The 16,501-nt window shown below is 74.8% G+C and carries 14 protein-coding genes, 3 pseudogenes and 1 riboswitch; of the genes and pseudogenes, 10 read left to right on the top strand and 7 right to left on the bottom strand.

The window, feature by feature from the left end; translation table 11 throughout:
• The first annotated feature begins 2 nt into the window (after positions 1 to 2).
• Positions 3 to 644: a hypothetical protein gene (locus JKP76_RS16650; RefSeq protein ID WP_200491984.1), complete on the top strand. Its 642-nt coding sequence runs from the start codon at positions 3 to 5 to the stop codon at positions 642 to 644.
• On the opposite strand, the gene metF is transcribed toward JKP76_RS16650, so the two are convergent.
• Positions 628 to 1,539 (bottom strand): methylenetetrahydrofolate reductase [NAD(P)H], encoded by a 912-nt coding sequence (gene metF, locus JKP76_RS16655; protein WP_309229609.1) that lies wholly within the window; start codon positions 1,537 to 1,539, stop codon positions 628 to 630. The two genes, JKP76_RS16650 and metF, sit on opposite strands and share 17 nt — an antisense overlap.
• 179 nt (positions 1,540 to 1,718) lie before the next feature.
• Here metF and JKP76_RS16660 point away from each other — a divergent pair, with 179 nt between their 5' ends.
• From JKP76_RS16660 to JKP76_RS16670, 3 genes and pseudogenes are all read left to right on the top strand, one after another.
• Positions 1,719 to 2,849, top strand: coding sequence for a polyprenyl synthetase family protein (locus JKP76_RS16660; RefSeq protein ID WP_200491986.1), 1,131 nt, complete (start codon positions 1,719 to 1,721; stop codon positions 2,847 to 2,849).
• A 1-nt stretch (position 2,850) separates the two neighbouring features.
• On the top strand, positions 2,851 to 4,341 hold the full coding sequence (crtI, locus tag JKP76_RS16665; RefSeq protein ID WP_200491987.1) for a phytoene desaturase family protein: 1,491 nt from the start codon (positions 2,851 to 2,853) through the stop codon (positions 4,339 to 4,341).
• Positions 4,338 to 5,111, top strand: a pseudogene (locus tag JKP76_RS16670) (phytoene/squalene synthase family protein); the annotation flags it as partial. The gene crtI and the pseudogene JKP76_RS16670, both read left to right, overlap by 4 nt.
• Positions 5,112 to 5,288: 177 nt before the next feature.
• On the opposite strand, the pseudogene JKP76_RS16675 reads toward JKP76_RS16670, so the two are convergent.
• From JKP76_RS16675 to JKP76_RS16685, 3 genes and pseudogenes are all read right to left on the bottom strand, one after another.
• Positions 5,289 to 5,498 (bottom strand): annotated as a pseudogene (locus tag JKP76_RS16675) (lycopene cyclase domain-containing protein); the annotation flags it as partial.
• Positions 5,495 to 5,845, bottom strand: coding sequence for a lycopene cyclase domain-containing protein (locus JKP76_RS16680; RefSeq protein WP_200491988.1), 351 nt, complete (start codon positions 5,843 to 5,845; stop codon positions 5,495 to 5,497). The gene JKP76_RS16680 and the pseudogene JKP76_RS16675, both read right to left, overlap by 4 nt.
• Positions 5,846 to 5,888: 43 nt before the next feature.
• The gene (locus JKP76_RS16685; protein ID WP_200491989.1) at positions 5,889 to 6,212 is read right to left on the bottom strand and encodes an Rv2175c family DNA-binding protein; all 324 of its coding nucleotides are present in this window, start codon (positions 6,210 to 6,212) and stop codon (positions 5,889 to 5,891) included.
• A 67-nt stretch (positions 6,213 to 6,279) separates the two neighbouring features.
• Here JKP76_RS16685 and JKP76_RS16690 point away from each other — a divergent pair, with 67 nt between their 5' ends.
• The 6 genes and pseudogenes from JKP76_RS16690 to JKP76_RS16710 all read left to right on the top strand — a co-directional run bounded on the left by JKP76_RS16690 (position 6,280) and on the right by JKP76_RS16710 (position 12,948).
• Positions 6,280 to 7,356 (top strand): alpha-hydroxy acid oxidase, encoded by a 1,077-nt coding sequence (locus JKP76_RS16690; RefSeq protein WP_309229608.1) that lies wholly within the window; start codon positions 6,280 to 6,282, stop codon positions 7,354 to 7,356.
• A 4-nt stretch (positions 7,357 to 7,360) separates the two neighbouring features.
• Positions 7,361 to 7,444, top strand: a riboswitch (ZMP/ZTP riboswitch).
• Positions 7,445 to 7,471: 27 nt separating this feature from the next.
• Complete coding sequence (locus tag JKP76_RS16695; RefSeq protein WP_200491991.1) at positions 7,472 to 8,944, top strand: glycine hydroxymethyltransferase; 1,473 nt, start codon at positions 7,472 to 7,474, stop codon at positions 8,942 to 8,944.
• Positions 8,945 to 9,125: 181 nt separating this feature from the next.
• A pseudogene (locus tag JKP76_RS21490) lies at positions 9,126 to 9,653 on the top strand (protein kinase); the annotation flags it as partial.
• A gap of 23 nt (positions 9,654 to 9,676) precedes the next feature.
• Complete coding sequence (locus JKP76_RS16700; protein WP_242471984.1) at positions 9,677 to 11,017, top strand: Stk1 family PASTA domain-containing Ser/Thr kinase; 1,341 nt, start codon at positions 9,677 to 9,679, stop codon at positions 11,015 to 11,017.
• 11 nt (positions 11,018 to 11,028) lie between these two features.
• A complete protein-coding gene (locus JKP76_RS16705) occupies positions 11,029 to 11,922 on the top strand; it encodes a deoxyribonuclease IV (RefSeq protein WP_309233023.1) in 894 nt (297 codons plus the stop codon).
• A gap of 165 nt (positions 11,923 to 12,087) precedes the next feature.
• Positions 12,088 to 12,948 carry a DUF559 domain-containing protein gene (locus JKP76_RS16710; protein WP_309229606.1) on the top strand — a complete coding sequence of 287 codons (861 nt, stop codon included), beginning with the start codon at positions 12,088 to 12,090 and terminating at the stop codon, positions 12,946 to 12,948.
• A gap of 65 nt (positions 12,949 to 13,013) precedes the next feature.
• Here the strand turns inward: JKP76_RS16710 and JKP76_RS16715 are convergent, their stop codons facing one another.
• The 3 genes from JKP76_RS16715 to JKP76_RS16725 are packed head-to-tail and all read right to left on the bottom strand — an operon-like array spanning position 13,014 to position 16,430.
• The gene (locus JKP76_RS16715) at positions 13,014 to 14,024 is read right to left on the bottom strand and encodes a GntG family PLP-dependent aldolase (RefSeq protein ID WP_309229605.1); all 1,011 of its coding nucleotides are present in this window, start codon (positions 14,022 to 14,024) and stop codon (positions 13,014 to 13,016) included.
• Positions 14,021 to 15,358 carry a class II 3-deoxy-7-phosphoheptulonate synthase gene (locus tag JKP76_RS16720; protein WP_200491992.1) on the bottom strand — a complete coding sequence of 446 codons (1,338 nt, stop codon included), beginning with the start codon at positions 15,356 to 15,358 and terminating at the stop codon, positions 14,021 to 14,023. The genes JKP76_RS16715 and JKP76_RS16720 overlap by 4 nt, the downstream gene beginning before the upstream one ends.
• A gap of 46 nt (positions 15,359 to 15,404) precedes the next feature.
• Positions 15,405 to 16,430 carry a 6-phosphofructokinase gene (locus JKP76_RS16725; protein ID WP_200491993.1) on the bottom strand — a complete coding sequence of 342 codons (1,026 nt, stop codon included), beginning with the start codon at positions 16,428 to 16,430 and terminating at the stop codon, positions 15,405 to 15,407.
• Between the last annotated feature and the right edge of the window lie 71 nt (positions 16,431 to 16,501).

Below are 16,501 nucleotides of genomic sequence, written 5' to 3' on the forward strand. Positions count from 1 at the left end.
GCATGGCTGCCCCCATCAGCGACGCCGTCGTCGTCGACGTCCTCCGCCGGGTCGACCGCCTGGCCACCCCGCTGGCCACGCGGCTCGGCCGCCCGCCCGCCCTGCCGCAGGCCGAGCGGGACCAGTGGTGGGCCGACCGTGTCTCGCGGGTCGCCGCGGTCGTCTCCGCCGCGCCGCGGTTCGCCGGCAAGCTCGCCGACCTGCTGCCGCTGCAGAACACGGTGGGGACGGCGGTGCAGTCGCTCGTCGTCCTCGGCGTCGCCGGCGAGCACGGCGTCACCGACCCCGCCGCGCGCGTCTCCCTGCTCTCCCGGGTCCTGCTCGACCGCGACCTCACCCCCGAGGCGGTCGAGCCGATGCTCGTGCACGCCCGCGGCACCTACCGGGGCGAGGCCTTCGGCTCCCGCGACGAGCGCCGGGGCGTGCTCGGCCCGGTGCGCACGCTGTGGCGGGTGTCCCGGCTGCTGAGCCGCATCGACGACGCCCTCGACGCCCGGCCGAAGGGCCGGCTGCACCACCGGGCGCTGTCCAACATCCCCGTGGTCGGCGTCGCCGGTGGCTACGCCGCCGAGCGGGAGGGCCTGCGCCGGGCCGCCGCGCGGGCCGCGGCGGCCGTCGACGACCGGGTCAGCCCGCCGTCGTGACGGCGGGGGCGCCGACCAGGTTGGTGTAGACGTCCCGCGTCGCCGTCGACCGGTTCATGGTGATGAAGTGGATGCCGGGCACGCCCTCGTCCAGCAGCGTGCGGCACAGCTCGGTGGCCACCTCGACCCCGAAGGCCCGCACCGCGGCCTTGTCCTCGGGCCGGTCGCCGTCCAGCGCCTCGAACCGCTCGGCGAGGTCGGCCGGGAACGCCTGGCCGGAGAGCTGCACGATCCGCTTGATCTGCTTGGCGTTGGTCACCGGCATGACGCCGGCGACGATCGGCACGTCGCAGCCGCGGTCGGTGACCCGGTCGCGCATGCGCAGGTAGTCCTCGGCGCGGAAGAACATCTGGGTGATCGCGAAGTCCGCCCCGGCCCGGCACTTGGCCACGAACATGTCCACGTCGGTGTCGAAGTCCGGGGAGCGCGGGTGCCGCTCGGGAAAGGCGGCGACGCCGACGGAGAAGTCGCCCATCGACCTGATCAGCTCGACCAGCTCGGCGGCGTAGTTCAGCCCCTCGGGGTGGGCCACCCACTCGGCCTGCGGGTCCGCGCCGGGCGGGTCGCCGCGCAGCGCGATGATGTTGCGCACCCCGGCCGCGGCCAGCCGGCTGATCACGTGCCGCAGCTCGGCGATGCTGTGGTCGACGGCGGTGAGGTGCGCCATCGGCGTCATGGTCGTCTCGGTGGCGATCCGCTCGGTCACCGACACCGTGCCCTCGCGGGTGGAGCCGCCCGCGCCGTAGGTCACCGACACGAACGAGGGCCGCAGCCGCTCCAGCTCGCGCAGCGCCGTCCACAGCTGCGGCTCGGCCTCGGGCGTCTTCGGCGGGAAGAACTCGAAGGACCACGTCGGCCGCTCCGAGGCCAGCAGCTCACGCACGGTCTGGGTCACGGTGCACGAGGGTACGGAGCCCGCGGGGATTTGTGGGCCGGGACCGCATCCAGGAGCACCCGGAGCGGTGAAGAAGGCAGGAGCGGACGACCCGGGAAGGCGGACCCCCATGCACGGCAGCACCTCCCCGCACCCTCGCCGGACCAGCCCGTCCGGGGGCCTGGGGCGATACTGGGCGGGTGACCCTCGGTACCCCGCACGGGACGGCCACCGCCCACAGGACGCCGTCCCCCGCCGCCGCGGAGCTCGACCGGCTCAACGCCGCGGTCACCGCGTCGCTCACCGAGTTCCTCGAGCGCCAGCGCACGACGCTCGCCGGCATGGACGGCTCGCTCATCCCGCTGGTCGACGAGGTCGCCGCCCTGGCCTCCGGCGGGAAGCGGCTGCGGCCGTCGTTCGCCTACTGGGGCTGGCGCGGGGCGCGCGACACCGGCCCGGGTGCCGCCGAAGACGAGGACGCCGTGCTGCGCGCCGTCTCCGCGCTCGAGTTCGTGCACGCCAGCGCCCTGGTCCACGACGACGTCATGGACGGCGCGACCACCCGCCGCGGCCGCCCCGCGACCCACATCGGCTTCGCCTCCCGGCACGCCGACCACACGCTCCGCGGCGACGGCGACCTGTTCGGCACCGGCGCGGCGATCCTCGTCGGCGACCTGGCCCTGGTCTGGTCCGACGAGCTGCTGCGCTGCTCGGGCATCTCCGAGAGCGCGCTCAGCCGCGCCCGCGCGGTCTGGGACACCATGCGCACCGAGGTCACCGCCGGCCAGTACCTCGACCTGCTGCGCGCCGCCGGCGGCCTGCCCGGCGCCGAGGGCGCCCTCACCGTGGCCCGCTACAAGAGCGCCGGGTACACCGTGCAGCGCCCGCTCCAGCTGGGCGTGGCCATCGCCGGCGCCGGCCCCCGGGTGGTCGAGGCGACCACCGCCATCGGCCTGCCGCTGGGTGAGGCCTTCCAGCTGCGGGACGACGTCCTGGGCGTGTTCGGCGACCCGGCGGTCACCGGCAAGTCCGCCGACGACGACCTGCGCGAGGGCAAGCAGACCCTGCTCATCGCCCTGGCCGAGGAGGCCGCCGACGGCGCCGGGCGCCGGCTGCTGGCCGACCTGCTCGGCAACGCCGCCGCCCGCGAGGAGGACTTCGAGGCCCTGCGCGACCTGCTGGTGAGCACCGGTGCCCGCGACCGCGTGGAGGAGCGGATCTCCGAGAGCACCGCCCGCGCCCGCGCCGCCATCGCCGACGCCCCGCTGGCCGACGACGCCAAGGCCGCGCTCGACGCGCTCGCCGTCGCCGCCACCACCCGCACCGCCTGACGTGCGGACCGTTCCCGGGCGCACCGACCGCGTCGTCGTCGTCGGCGCGGGGCTGGCCGGCCTGGCCACCGCGCTGCGGCTGCGCGGCGCCGGCCGCGAGGTCACCGTCGTCGAGCGCGGCACCGTCCCCGGCGGGCGCGCCGGCCGGGTCGAGTCCGGCGGCTACGCCCTGGACACCGGCCCGTCGGTGTTCACCGCCCCCGAGGTGCTGGCCGACACCCTGGCCGCGGTCGGCGAGGGCCTCGAGGACCGGCTGACCCTCACCCCGCTGGAGACCAGCTACCGCGCGCAGTTCGCCGACGGCAGCTCGCTGGACGTGCACGCCGCCCCGGACGCGTTCGCCGCCGAGGTCGCCGCGCTCTGCGGGCCGGCCGAGGCCGACGCGCTGCGCCGCTACCTGGCCGACCTCGCCGAGCTGTACCGGCTGCAGCTGTCCACCTTCATCGACCGCAACCTCGACTCCCCGCTGGACCTGCTCGGCCCCCAACTCGTGCAGCTCGCCCGCCGCGGCGGCTTCGGCCGGCTGTCGGCGCACGTCGCGACGTACTTCGCCGACGACCGGCTGCGCCGGCTGTTCAGCTTCCAGGCGCTCTACGCCGGCGTCTCGCCGTTCCGCGCCATCGCCGCCTACGCGGTCATCGCCCAGCTCGACATCGGCGCCGGGGTCTGGCACCCCGAGGGCGGCATCGGCGCGGTCCCGCGCGCGCTGGCCGCGGCGGCCGCGGACGCCGGGGTGGTGTTCCGGTACGGCGCCACCGTCACCGAGCTCCCGACGTCGGGACGGCGGATCACCGGCGTGCGGCTGGCCGACGGCGAGCTGCTGCCGGCCGACGCCGTCGTCGTCACCTCGGACGCGCCGTGGCGGCTGGTGCCGGGCCTGCGCGCGCCGCGCCGGCCGGTCTACTCGCCGTCCTGCGTCGCGCTGCACGTCGGGGTGCGCGCCGAGCTGCCCGGCCAGGCGCACCACACGATCAGCTTCGGGGAGTCCTGGCGCGGGGTGTTCGACGAGCTGACCCGCGACGGCCGGCCCATGACCGACCCCAGCCTGCTGATCAGCATGCCGTCGGTCACCGACCGCACGCTGGCGCCCGAGGGCGGTCAGGTGGTGAGCGTGGTGGCGCCCACGCCGAACCTGGACCCGCGCAGCGGCGGCAACGCCGGCCTGGACTGGGCGGCGTTGGGCCCGCGGTACCGCGAGGAACTGCTGGCCACGCTGGACGCGCGCGGCTGGACCGGCATCGCCGACGCGATCGAGGTGGAGCACATGGACACGCCCCTGACCTGGGCCGAGCAGGGCATGGCCGCCGGCACCCCGTTCGCCCTGGCGCACACCTTCGGCCAGACCGGCCCGTTCCGGCCCTCCACGCTCCCCCGCCGCGGCCCGGAGAACGTGGTGCTCGCCGGCTCGTCGGTGCAGCCGGGCGTCGGCGTGCCGATGGTGCTGATCAGCGGCCGGCTGGCCGCCGAGCGGATCACCGGGCCCCGGTCGTGACGCTCCTCCACCCGCCGGGCACGCAGGCCGCCCGGCAGCAGCAGCTGGCCGCCGCCTACGCGCACTGCGCGGCGATCGCCGCACGGCACGGCAAGAGCTACTTCCTGGCGACCCGGCTGCTGACCCCCGACCGGCGGCCCGCCGTCCACGCGCTCTACGCCGCCGCGCGCACCGCCGACGACCTGGTCGACCTGCCCGGCGCCGATCCGCAGGCGGACCTGGCCGACTGGTCGCGGGCGCTGCTCGCCGAGCTCGAGGCCGGCTGGTCCGAGGACCCGGTCCGGCTGGCGATGGTGCACACCTACCGCCGCTACGACATCCCCGTCGAGCACCTGGTCGACTTCCTCGCGGCGATGACCAGCGACCTCGACGTCGACTCCTACGCCGACCTGGCCGCGCTGGACCGCTACATGTGGGGCTCGGCGTCGGTCATCGGCCTGCAGGTGCTGCCGGTGCTCGGCACCGCGCCCGGGGTGGCCCGCGAGGAGGCCGCGCCGCACGCCATCGCGCTGGGCGAGGCGTTCCAGCTGACCAACTTCCTGCGCGACGTCGCCGAGGACATCGACCGCGGCCGGGTCTACCTGCCCGCCGACCTCATGGCCGCGCACGGCGTCACCCGCGAGCAGCTCGCCGAGAAGCGGCACTCGCCCGGGTTCGAGGCTCTGATGCGCGAGATGGTGGCGATCACCCGCCGCCGGTACGACGACGCGGCCCTCGGCACGCCGATGCTCGCGCCCGAGTCCCGCGACTGCGTGCGCGCCGCGACCGACCTGTACGGCGGGATCCTCGGCGAGATCGAGCGGGTCGGCTACCGGGTGCTCGACGGGCGGGGTGTCGGTCTCGACCCCGCGCCGCCTGGCGGTGTTCGCCCGCCGGTTGACCGCCGCCCAGCTGGCCAGGGTGAGGGTGACCATGGCCCAGCCGAACAGCAGGTCCTCGACCGGCGCGTAGGCGATCCGCGGGCCCCAGATGGTCCGCTCGTCGTAGACGACGACGTCCAGGCCGGTGAGCACGCCGTTCATCAGCAGCTGGAAGGACACGATGATCGCGTACGCGGTCCAGTACGCCTTCCGGGTCACCATGCGGGTGCGGTAGCCGAACAGGTCCACCACCAGGACGGCGACGACGGCGGTCACCGCCAGGGTCGAGTAGGTCATCGCCCGCGCTCCGCCTCCTCAGCCGGGTAGCCGGCGTCCCACCCCGTCACCCTCCGCACCGCCTCCAGGGCGAGCACCGAGCACAGCGGGACGACGAGGAAGAACAGCGCCTCCTCCAGCGGGATCCCGCCGGGCAGCCGCACGTCGAGGGTGCGGGTGGCCGAGTAGTCCCAGTGCCCCTGCGCGATCGCGTACAGCACCCAGACGACGAAGACGGTGAACTCCGGGAGCACCGCGAGCAGGAACCGCCGCCAGCGGGCGTAGACCCGCACGCCGAGCACCAGCTCCAGCGGCGCGGTCACCATCAGGCAGCCCACGAGCAGCCCGAGGTAGGTCAGCTGCTCCACGGCAGGTCCTTCCGTCCCGGGCGGTGCGCCGGATGCGCCGGCGTCAGAACGCCAGGGCCTGCGCCCGGCGGGTGACCTCGGTGTGCCGGTCGTCGCGCAACGCCTGCACCGGCGTGCCGGGGAGCGTGTCGTCCTCGCGGAACAGCCACTCGAAGGCCTGCTCGTCGGTGAAGCCGCCGTCCTTGAGCACGGTCAGCAGCCCGGGCAGGTGCTTGAGGATCACGCCGTCCTGGACGAAGGCGGCGGGGATCTTGCCGTTGCCGCTGCCGGGGACGGCCATCAGCTTCCGGTCGCGCAGCAGCTGCCGGACCCGGTTCGGCGAGGTGCCGAGGAGCTGGGCGACCTCCGCAGGCGTCAACGTGTCCATAGGGTGCGAGCCTATGGCGCATCCATCCCCAGCCGACAGCCCGGTGCCGGGGCAGCGACGGCGTGCCGTGGGCGAGGAGACCCCGGAGGACCGGGAGCCGCCCTTCCTCGATCTGGAGCGGCTCGAGGACGACGCGCGCGAGCGGCTGCCCGCCGACGTCTTCGACTACTACGCCGGCGGGGCGGAGTCCGAGACGACGCTGCGCGAGGCGCCGGGCTCCTGGCGGTCGTGGCGGCTGCGGCCCCGCGTGCTGCGCGGCGTCACCGCCGTCCCGCTGGACACCGAGCTGCTGGGCAGCCCGGTGCGCTCCCCGATCGGCGTCGCGCCGTGGGCCTACCAGGGCATGGCGCACGCGGACGGCGAGCTGGCCACCGCCCGCGGCGCGGCGGCCGCCGGGTCGCTGATGACCGTCTCGACCAGCGCCACGCACACGCTCGAGGAGGTCGCGGCCGAGGCCGGCGGCTCGCCCCGGTGGTTCCAGCTCTACCGGCTGCACTCCGGCGCGCACACCGACGACCTGGCCCGCCGCGCCGGCGACGCCGGGTACGCCGCCCTCGTGCTCACCGTCGACCTGCCGCTGCTGGGCCGCCGACGCCGCGACCTGCGGCACGACTTCGCCCTGCCCGCGGGCCTGCGGATGGCCAACCACCCCGGTGACGGCGACCGGCCGGGCCTGCAGGACCTCGCGACGGCGACCTGGACCTTCGACGACATCCCCCGCTTCGCCGACCTCTCCGGCCTGCCCGTCGTCGTCAAGGGCGTGCTGCGCGGCGACGACGCCACCCGCTGCGTGCAGACCGGGGCGTCGGCCGTCTGGGTCTCCACCCACGGCGGGCGGCAGGTCGATCCGGCCGTCGCCAGCGCGCACGCGCTGCCCGAGGTGGTGGACGCCGTCGGCGACGACGTCGAGGTCTACGCCGACGGCGGCATCCGCTCCGGCTCGGACGCGCTCACCGCGCTGGCGCTCGGGGCGCGGGCGGTGTTCGTCGGGCGGCCCACGATCTGGGGCCTGGCCTCCGGCGGTGCCGACGGCGTCACGCGCGTCCTGACCGGGCTCGGCGAGGAGCTCGCGCACACCATGGCGCTGTGCGGCCTGGACGACGTCCGGTCGGTGCCCCGCGACACGGTCGTGGCCGCGCGATAACCTCGACCCGGGCCGTGACTGGCGCGAAGAGGTGGGCACCCACCGGGGAGCGGCCCTGCACCCCCTGCCGCGCGCCTGGGCGCCCCCTGTTGACGATGCCGGCCAGGAGAACCCCATGACCACCGCGCCTTCCACGACCCCGGCCACCGCCTTCGACGCGGCCACGGCCTCCGACGCCTACCGCAGCGCGCTGCAGGTGATCGGCGCCGTCGAGCCCCGGGTCGCCGCCGCGATCAGCCAGGAGCTCACCGACCAGCGCGAGTCGCTCAAGCTGATCGCCAGCGAGAACTACGCCAGCCCCGCCGTGCTGCTCACCATGGGCAACTGGTTCAGCGACAAGTACGCCGAGGGCACCGTCGGGCACCGCTTCTACGCCGGCTGCCAGAACGTCGACACCGTCGAGGCGCTCGCCGCCGAGCACGCCCGCGAGCTGTTCGGCGCCCCCTACGCCTACGTCCAGCCGCACTCCGGCATCGACGCCAACCTGGTCGCCTTCTGGGCCGTGCTCGCCCAGCGGGTGGAGCTGCCCGCCCTCCAGCAGGCCGGCGCCAAGCACGTCAACGGCCTCACCGAGGCCGACTGGGCCACCCTGCGCCGCGCCCTGGGCGACCAGCGCATGCTCGGCATGTCCCTCGACGCCGGCGGCCACCTCACCCACGGCTTCCGCCCGAACATCAGCGGCAAGATGTTCGAGCAGTCCTCCTACGGCACCGACCCGTCGACCGAGCTGCTCGACTACGACGCCGTCCGCGCGCGGGCCCGCGAGTTCAAGCCGCTGATCCTCATGGCCGGCTACTCCGCCTACCCGCGCCGGGTGAACTTCGCGACGATGCGCGAGATCGCCGACGAGGTGGGCGCCACGCTCGTCGTCGACATGGCGCACTTCGCCGGGCTGGTCGCCGGCAAGGTGCTCACCGGCGACTTCGACCCGGTGCCGCACGCCCACGTCGTCACCAGCACCAGCCACAAGTCGCTGCGCGGCCCCCGCGGCGGGTTCGTGCTCGCCCAGGAGGAGTTCGCCGAGTCCGTCGACCGCGGCTGCCCGATGGTGCTCGGCGGCCCGCTGCCGCACGTCATGGCCGCCAAGGCCGTCGCGTTCGCCGAGGCCCGCCGTCCCGAGTTCGCCGGTTACGCCCAGCAGGTCGCCGACAACGCGCAGAGCCTGGCCGAGGGCCTGGGGAAGCGCGGCGCCCGCCTGGTCACCGGCGGCACCGACAACCACCTCGTGCTGCTCGACGTCACAGCCTTCGGCCTCACCGGCCGGCAGGCCGAGTCCGCGCTGCTGGACGCGGGCATCGTCACCAACCGCAACGCCATCCCGGCCGACCCGAACGGCGCCTGGTACACCTCCGGCGTCCGCCTGGGCACCCCGGCGCTCACCACCCGCGGCTTCGGCTCGGAAGAGTTCGACCGGACGGCGGAGCTCATCGTCGACGTCCTCACCGGCGCCACGCCGACCGCGACGCGGGACGGTGGCGTCTCCAAGGCCAAGTACGTGCTCACCGACGGGCTGGCCGACCGGACCCGCTCCGCCACCGCCGAGCTGCTCGCCGCGCACCCGCTCTACCCGGGTCTGGACCTGGGCTGAGGGGTCCTGGGGCCGGTGTGACAGGAGAACCCATCGCACCGGCCCCGCTCGCGCGTGTGGGCCTCCGCCGGCCCCCGGCCCTCCTACACTCGATCAGGTGGACACCGCCGTGACCGACCCCGTGGTCGGGCTCGTACTCGAGGGGCGCTACCGCCTCGAGGAGCGGGTGGCGCGCGGGGGCATGTCCACCGTCTACTCGGCCACCGACCTGCGGCTGCACAAGACCGTCGCGGTCAAGGTCATGGCCGAGCACCTGGCCCACGACCCCACCTTCGTCGACCGGTTCACCCGCGAGGCGCGGGCCGCGGCGATGCTCAGCCACCCCAACGTCGTCGGCGTCAGCGACCAGGGCAGCGACCAGGGCCTGGTGTTCCTCGTCATGGAGCTGGTGCGCGGCCGCACCCTGCGCGACCTGCTGACCGCCCGCGGCCGGCTCACCGTGGCCGAGGCGTTCGCCGTCCTCGAGCCGGTGCTGTCGGGGCTCACCGCCGCGCACCGCGCCGGCATCGTGCACCGCGACATCAAGCCGGAGAACGTCCTCATCGGCGTCGACGGCGTGGTCAAGGTCGCCGACTTCGGGCTGGCCCGCGCCGTCGTCGGCACCGGGCAGACCAGCCAGACCGGCGGCGTGCTCATAGGCACCGTCGCCTACCTCTCCCCCGAGCAGCTGGAGCGCGGCCGCGCCGACGCCCGCTCCGACATCTACGCCGCCGGCATCGTGCTGTCAACGAGATGCTCACCGGGCACCCGCCGTACGGCGGCGACACCCCGCTCGCGGTGGCCTACCAGCACGTGCACCACGACGTCCCCGCGCCGTCGGCCGAGGTGCCCGGGCTGCCGTGGGCGGTCGACGAGCTGGTCGCGCGCGGTACCCGCCGCGACCCGGCCGGGCGGCCGATCGACGCGGGCGCGTTCCTCGCCGAGCTCGCCGACGTGCGCAAGGACGTCGGCATCGAGCCGGTGCCGGTGCCCACCGGCCGAAGCACCGCCGGCCCCGGCACGCTCCGCCCCACCAACCGGCCCACCCGCCCGCGGCACCCCAGCAACCCGGGGACCGCCGTGCTCGGCGCGCAGCGCGGCGGCCGCACCACCGCCATGCCGGGCATGGGCGCCGGCCCCACGACCGACGTGCAGGGCCGCCGCCCCGGCATCGACCGGGCGCGTCCCGGCGTGCCGCAGCACATCCGCCGGCGCCGGGCTCGCTTCGCCGTCGCCGTCGTCGTCCTGCTGGCGATCACCATCGGCGCGATCGGCTGGTGGATGGGCAGCGGCCGCTGGACCGACGTCCCCGCCCTGGTGGGCAAGTCCCGCGAGGCCGCCGTCGACCTGCTGCAGGACGCGGGCCTGGACCCGAAGCCGGTGGTCGAGGAGTGGAGCGAGACCGTGGCGGCGGGCACCGTGATCTCCACCGACCCCGTGGCCGGCCGCGAGGCCATCCGCGGCACCGACGTGCGGGTCGTCGTCTCCAAGGGGCCGGAGCGCTACACCGTCCCGGCCGAGCTCGTGGGCCGCCCCGCCGACGAGGTGGAGGCCGAGCTGCAGGAGACCGTGCCGGTGCAGGTCACCCGCAGCGACGTCTACGACAACGACGTGGACGCCGGCCTGGTCACCGGCTTCGACCCCGCCCCCGGTTCTGCGCTGCAGCGCGACCAGGTGGTCACCATGCTGGTCAGCAAGGGCCACGCGCCGGTCGGCGTCCCCGACGTGACCGGCCAGTCGCCGGAGCAGGCGGTGGCCAACCTGGAGGCGCTCGGTTTCAGCGTGGAGCGGGCGGACGACGGCCGCAGCGCCGACGTCGACAAGGGCGAGGTCATGGCGATCGAGCCCGCCCCCGGTCGCGAGGCGCCCTATCGCAGCACCGTGACGATCCAGGTCTCGGCGGGCGTTCCGCTGGTCACCGTGCCCGACGTCGTCGGCATGAACGAGGCCGAGGCGACCGCCGCGCTCGAGGCGGTCGGGTTGCAGGTGGAGTCCACCCGGTTCTTCGGCAACCGCGTCTTCCGGCAGAGCGTGAGCCCGGGCGAGACCGTCGAGCAGGGCTCCAAGATCACCATCCTCCTGACGTTCGGATAGGCACCTCCTCCGTGAGCACTCCCTCGCGTGTGCCGCCCATCGGCGCGCACATCCAGATCAAGGGCGGCCTGGCCAAGGGCGGACTCCCGTACACCGACGCCGTCGGTGCGGCCGCCGTCCAGGTGTTCGTCGGCAACCCGCGCGGCTGGAGGCTGACCCCCGGCGACCCCGCGCAGGACGCGCTGTTCACCGCCGGCTGCACCGAGCGCGGCGTGCCCTCCTTCATCCACACACCGTTCCTGGTGAACGTCGGCTCCCCCACCGAGGCCACGGTCGAGCAGTCCATCGCCTCGATCGCGCACAACCTGGCCCGCGGCGCCCAGCTGGGCTGCCAGGGCGTGGTCGTGCACGCGGGCTCCGCCGTCGGCGAGGACCGCTACGAGCACGCGCTGCGGCAGCTGCACGAGCGGCTGCTGCCGGTGCTCGAGGCCGCCGACCCGGCCGGGCCGCGGCTGCTGATCGAGCCGACCGCCGGCGGCGGCAAGGCGCTGGCGGCCACCGTCGAGGAGCTCGGCCCGTACTTCGCCGCGCTCGAGGACCACCCGCTGGTCGGCGTCTGCTTCGACACCTGCCACATCTGGGCGGCCGGGCACGACCTGGTCACCCCCGGCGGGATGGCGGCGACCCTCGACCTGCTCGAGTCCACCGTCGGTCCGGGCCGGCTGGGCCTGGTGCACGCCAACGACTCGCTCGACGGGTGCGGGTCGAAGCGGGACCGGCACACCACCATCGGCGAGGGCTCTATCGGGGTCGCGCCGTTCGCCGAGCTGCTGGCGCACCCCTCGATGGCCGGCGTCCCCGTCGTCGTCGAGACGCCGTCGGAGAAGGACGGCGACCCGTGCGGCGGCCACGCCGCGGACATCAAGCTGCTCAACTCGCTGATCCCGGACCCCGCCGGTCCGTAGGTTCCGGTCGCGCGGGAGGCGCGGCTTCTGAGCCTGCCCGCGGCTCGGTGATCACCCCGCACTGAGGGCTGCCCGACCGGTGGACCGAGCAGCCACTGGTGCGGGATGATCATGCCTGTGGACGGCGCCGCGGCGCTCGGACCTGATCGACGATCGTCTCCGACCGTGGCACTTCCCCAGGACGACGTCTTCCGCGGCAGCGACGCCCTGCGCGAGGGCCTCGTGACCCGGGCGCAGCTGCGCGGACCACGGTGGCGCCGGCTCCGCCAGGACGTCTACTGCAGCGCACAGCTGCCGATCACGCACGACCTCGCGGCGCGGGCCGTCGCCCTCGTCGCACCACCGCAGACCGTGTTCGCCGGACTGACCGCGGCCTCGTGGTGGAGCATGCGCGACCCCTTCGCCGGCCCGGAGGATCCCGTCGAGCTGGTTCTCCCGCCCGGGGTCCGCTGGAACCCTGGGCCCGGCGTCGTCGTCCGCCAGGCGGCGCCGTCCGACGACGTCGTCACCGACGGCCGGCTGCGGTACACCGGCCGGACCCGGACGGCCCTCGACCTCATCCGACGCGGCCCGCTGGACGACGCCGTCGTGCTCCTCGATCGCCTCGTGCACTCCCGGGTCGCGTTCCTCGACGACGTGCGCGAGGCGGCCGCCCGGCTGCCGCGCTGCCGTGGCAGCGCTCAGGCGCGTCGGGTCGCCGGTCTCGCCGACGGCCTGGCCCAATCGCCGCCGGAGACCCGTCTTCGGCTGCTGCTCCACCGGAGCTCGCTGCCGGCACCGGTCGCGCAGCTGGAGATCCGGCACGACCGGCGCTTCGTGGCGCGGGTCGACTTCGCGTTCCCGGACCAGAAGCTGGCCGTGGAGTACGACGGCGCCTGGCACGGTGGGCCGTCGCAGCTCGGCGAGGACCGGGCCCGCATGAACCGCCTGCTGGCCGCCGGCTGGCGGGTCCTGTTCGTCACGGCCGCGGACATGCGGGACCCCGGGGCGCTCCTCGACCGGATCGCCGCAGCGCTGCTCGCGTGATCAGCACGCGCTCATGGCTGCCCACGACCGTCGCCCGACCACCACGAGCGCGTGCTGATCATGGGTCAGCGGGCGAGCAGCTCCGTGAGCACGGCGCCGGCGCGGTCGACCGCGGCGTCGTCGACGTCGAGGTGCGTCACCAGGCGGACACGGGTCGGGCTCACCTGCGAGACGAGCACGCCCTGCGCCTTGGCCGCCTCGGCGAGCACCGGCGCGTTCACGTCGTCGAGGACGACCATGTTCGTCTCCACCGACGCCGGGTCGACGCCGAGCCGCGTGGCCAGCGCCTGCGCCCGCGCGTGGTCCTCGCCGAGCCGCGGCAGGTGGTGCTCCAGCGCGTACAGGCAGGCGGCGGCCAGCACGCCGACCTGGCGCATGCCGCCGCCGAGCCGCTTGCGCCAGAGCCGGGCGGTCGCGATGCGCTCGGCCGAGCCGACCAGCACCGAGCCGACCGGCGCCCCCAGGCCCTTGGAGAAGCAGACCGAGGCCGTGTCGGCCAGCCGGCCGTAGGTGTCCAGCGCGACCCCGGAGGCGACGTGCGCGTTCCAGATGCGGGCGCCGTCGAGATGCACCGCGACCCCGGCGCCCCGCGACCACGCCCACAGCGCCTCCAGCTCGCCCAGCGGCTGGACCCGGCCGAAGCCGCGGTTGTGCGTGTTCTCCACGGCGATCGCCGCGGTCGCGGTGAGGTGCCAGTCACCCCGGGGGCGGACCTGGGCGATCAGCGCGTCGGCGTCCAGCCGGCCGCGGTCGGAGACGACGGTGCGCGTGGAGATGCCGAAGACCGCGGCCGCGGCACCCATCTCGTAGGTGACCACGTGCGCGTCGGCGTCGCAGAGCACCTCCTGGCCCGGCTCGCAGACCAGGCGCATCCCGATCTGGTTGCCCATGGTCCCCGACGGCACGAACAGCGCCGCCTCGTGACCGAACAGCGCCGCCGTCCGCTCCTCCAGCGCGCGGACGGTGACGTCCTCGCCGTAGACGTCGTCCCCGACCTCGGCGTCGGCCATCGCCGCCCGCATCCCGGCGGTGGGCCGGGTGACGGTGTCCGAGCGGAGGTCGACGAGCGCCGTCACCCGCGCAGCATCTCGGCGACGAGGAACGCCAGCTCCAGGGACTGCCCGGTGTTCAGCCGCGGGTCGCAGGCGGTCTCGTAGCGGCTGTTGAGGTCCTCGTCGCTGATCTCCATCGCGCCACCGAGGCACTCGGTGACGTCCTCGCCGGTGAGCTCGACGTGGATGCCGCCGGGCCAGGTGCCCAGCCCGCGGTGCACGTCGAAGAAGCCGAGCACCTCGTCGACGACGCGGTCGAAGTGGCGGGTCTTGTAGCCGCTGGGCGACTCGTGGGTGTTGCCGTGCATCGGGTCGCACTGCCACACGACCTGGTGGCCGCTGGCGGTGACCTTCTCGACGATCGCCGGCAGGACGTCGCGGATCTTGCCGTTGCCCATCCGGCTGATCAGCGTCAGCTTGCCCGGGAGACCCTCGGGGTCCAGCCGCTCGACGAGCTCGGTGGCCTGCTCCGGCGTCGTCGTCGGGCCGATCTTGACCCCGATCGGGTTGGCCAGCTTGGAGACGAACTCGATGTGCGCGCCGTCCATCTGCCGGGTGCGCTCCCCCACCCACACGAAGTGGGCGCTCAGCGCGTAGGGGCGGCCCTCGTGCATGCGCAGCAGGGCTCGCTCGTAGTCCAGGATCAGCGCCTCGTGCGAGTTGTAGAGCTCCACGGCGCGCAGCGCCTCGGAGTCGACGCCGCAGGCCTTCATGAACGCCAGGGCCCGGTCGATCTCGCGGGCGATGACCTCGTACCGCACGCCGGCCGGCGAGCTGGCGACGAAGTCCTGGTTCCAGTTGTGCACCGCGTGCAGGTCGGCCAGGCCGCCCTTGGCGTAGGCGCGGATCATGTTCATCGCCGCGGCGGAGTTCGCGTAGGCGCGCACCAGGCGGTACGGGTCGGGGATGCGCTTCTCCAGCACCGGCTCCAGGTCGTTGACCATGTCGCCGCGGTAGGAGGGCAGGCCCAGGGCGTCGGTGTCCGACGAGCGGGGCTTGGCGTACTGGCCGGCGACCCGGCCGACCTTCACCACCGGCACGCTCGCCCCGTAGGTGAGGACGACGGCCATCTGCAACAGCGTCCGCGTGGTCGCCTGCAGGTGCGGCTCGGTGTTGAGGTCGAAGGTCTCGGCGCAGTCGCCGCCCTGGAGCAGGAAGGCCCTGCCCTGGGCCACGTCGGCGAGCTGGGCGCGCAGCGCGTCGACCTCGCTGGGCGCGACGATCGGCGGCACGGTGGACAGCGTGCCGAGCACGGCGTCGAGCGCGGCGCGGTCGGGCCAGGCCGGTTGCTGGGCGGCGGGCAGCTCCCGCCACCGGTCCAGACCGGGGACGAGCTCGGCAGGATCGGTGAGAGTCACGTACCCGAGGGTACGGCGCGCGCTCCCGGGCTCCGGGAGAGACGCCTCACCCGAAGAAGACCTCGGCCTCCGCGTAGCGCTCCGGGGGCACCAGCTTCAGCTGCGCGGTGGCCTCGCTGAGCCGCACCCGGACGATGTCGGTGCCGCGCAGGGCGACCATGATCCCGGACGCGCCGTCGTGCACGGCGTCGATCGCGGCCAGCCCGAAGCGGGTGGCCAGCACCCGATCGAACGGCGACGGCGTCCCCCCGCGCTGGACGTGCCCGAGGACGACGGCCCGCGCCTCGCGGTTGGTGCGCTCCTCGATGACCGCGGCCAGCGCCGCGCCGATCCCGCCGAGGCGGACGTGGCCGAAGGCGTCCTTCTCCCCCGTCGCCAGCTGCAGGGCACCGTCGACGGGTGCGGCCCCCTCCGAGACGACGACGATCGGCGAGAAGCCCGACTCGAAGCGGGACAGGCAGTGCCCGACGACGGCGTCGACGTCGAACGGCTTCTCCGGGATGAGGACGACGTTGGCGCCCCCGGCCATGCCCGCGTGCAGCGCGATCCAGCCGGCGTGCCGCCCCATCACCTCGACCACGAGCGTGCGGTGGTGGCTGTCGCCGGTGGTGTGCAGCCGGTCGATCGCCTCGGTCGCCACGCCCACGGCGGTGTCGAAGCCGAAGGTGTAGTCGGTGGCGTCGAGGTCGTTGTCGATCGTCTTCGGCACGCCGACGACGGCGACGCCGGCCTCGGCCAGCCGGGTCGCGACGCCGAGGGTGTCCTCGCCGCCGATGGGGATCAGCGCGTCGATGCCGAGCCGCTCGAGGGTGGCCAGCACGCGCTCCCCGCCGTCGGCCACGGCGTAGGGGTTGGTGCGCGAGGTGCCCAGCACGGTGCCGCCGCGGGGCAGGATGCCGCGGACGGCGGCGAGGTCCAGCGGGACGGTGTCGCCCTCGATCGCGCCCCGCCAGCCGTCGCGGAAGCCGACGATCTCGTCGCCGTGCACCCCGATCCCCTTGCGGACCACCGCGCGGATGACCGCGTTGAGGCCGGGGCAGTCGCCGCCGCCGGTCAGGATGCCGATGCGCATGCGTTCCTCCGCGAAGGGCCGTGCCGCTGCCAGGTGGGCAGAGCACATGATGCCGCAGGTGGTGCCCTCGT

The sequence above is a fragment of the Blastococcus sp. TML/C7B genome (assembly GCF_016612845.1).
Taxonomy (GTDB): Bacteria; Actinomycetota; Actinomycetes; order Mycobacteriales; family Geodermatophilaceae; genus Blastococcus.

Bases quoted from the DNA above. Each gene is read 5' to 3' on its own strand.
- JKP76_RS16650 (WP_200491984.1), top strand. From the start codon at position 3: ATGGCTGCCCCCATCAGCGACGCCGTCGTCGTCGACGTCCTCCGCCGG.
- JKP76_RS16685 (WP_200491989.1), bottom strand. From the start codon at position 6,212: ATGGACACGTTGACGCCTGCGGAGGTCGCCCAGCTCCTCGGCACCTCG.
- JKP76_RS16695 (WP_200491991.1), top strand. From the start codon at position 7,472: ATGACCACCGCGCCTTCCACGACCCCGGCCACCGCCTTCGACGCGGCC.
- JKP76_RS16700 (WP_242471984.1), top strand. From the start codon at position 9,677: ATGCTCACCGGGCACCCGCCGTACGGCGGCGACACCCCGCTCGCGGTG.
- JKP76_RS16725 (WP_200491993.1), bottom strand. From the start codon at position 16,430: ATGCGCATCGGCATCCTGACCGGCGGCGGCGACTGCCCCGGCCTCAAC.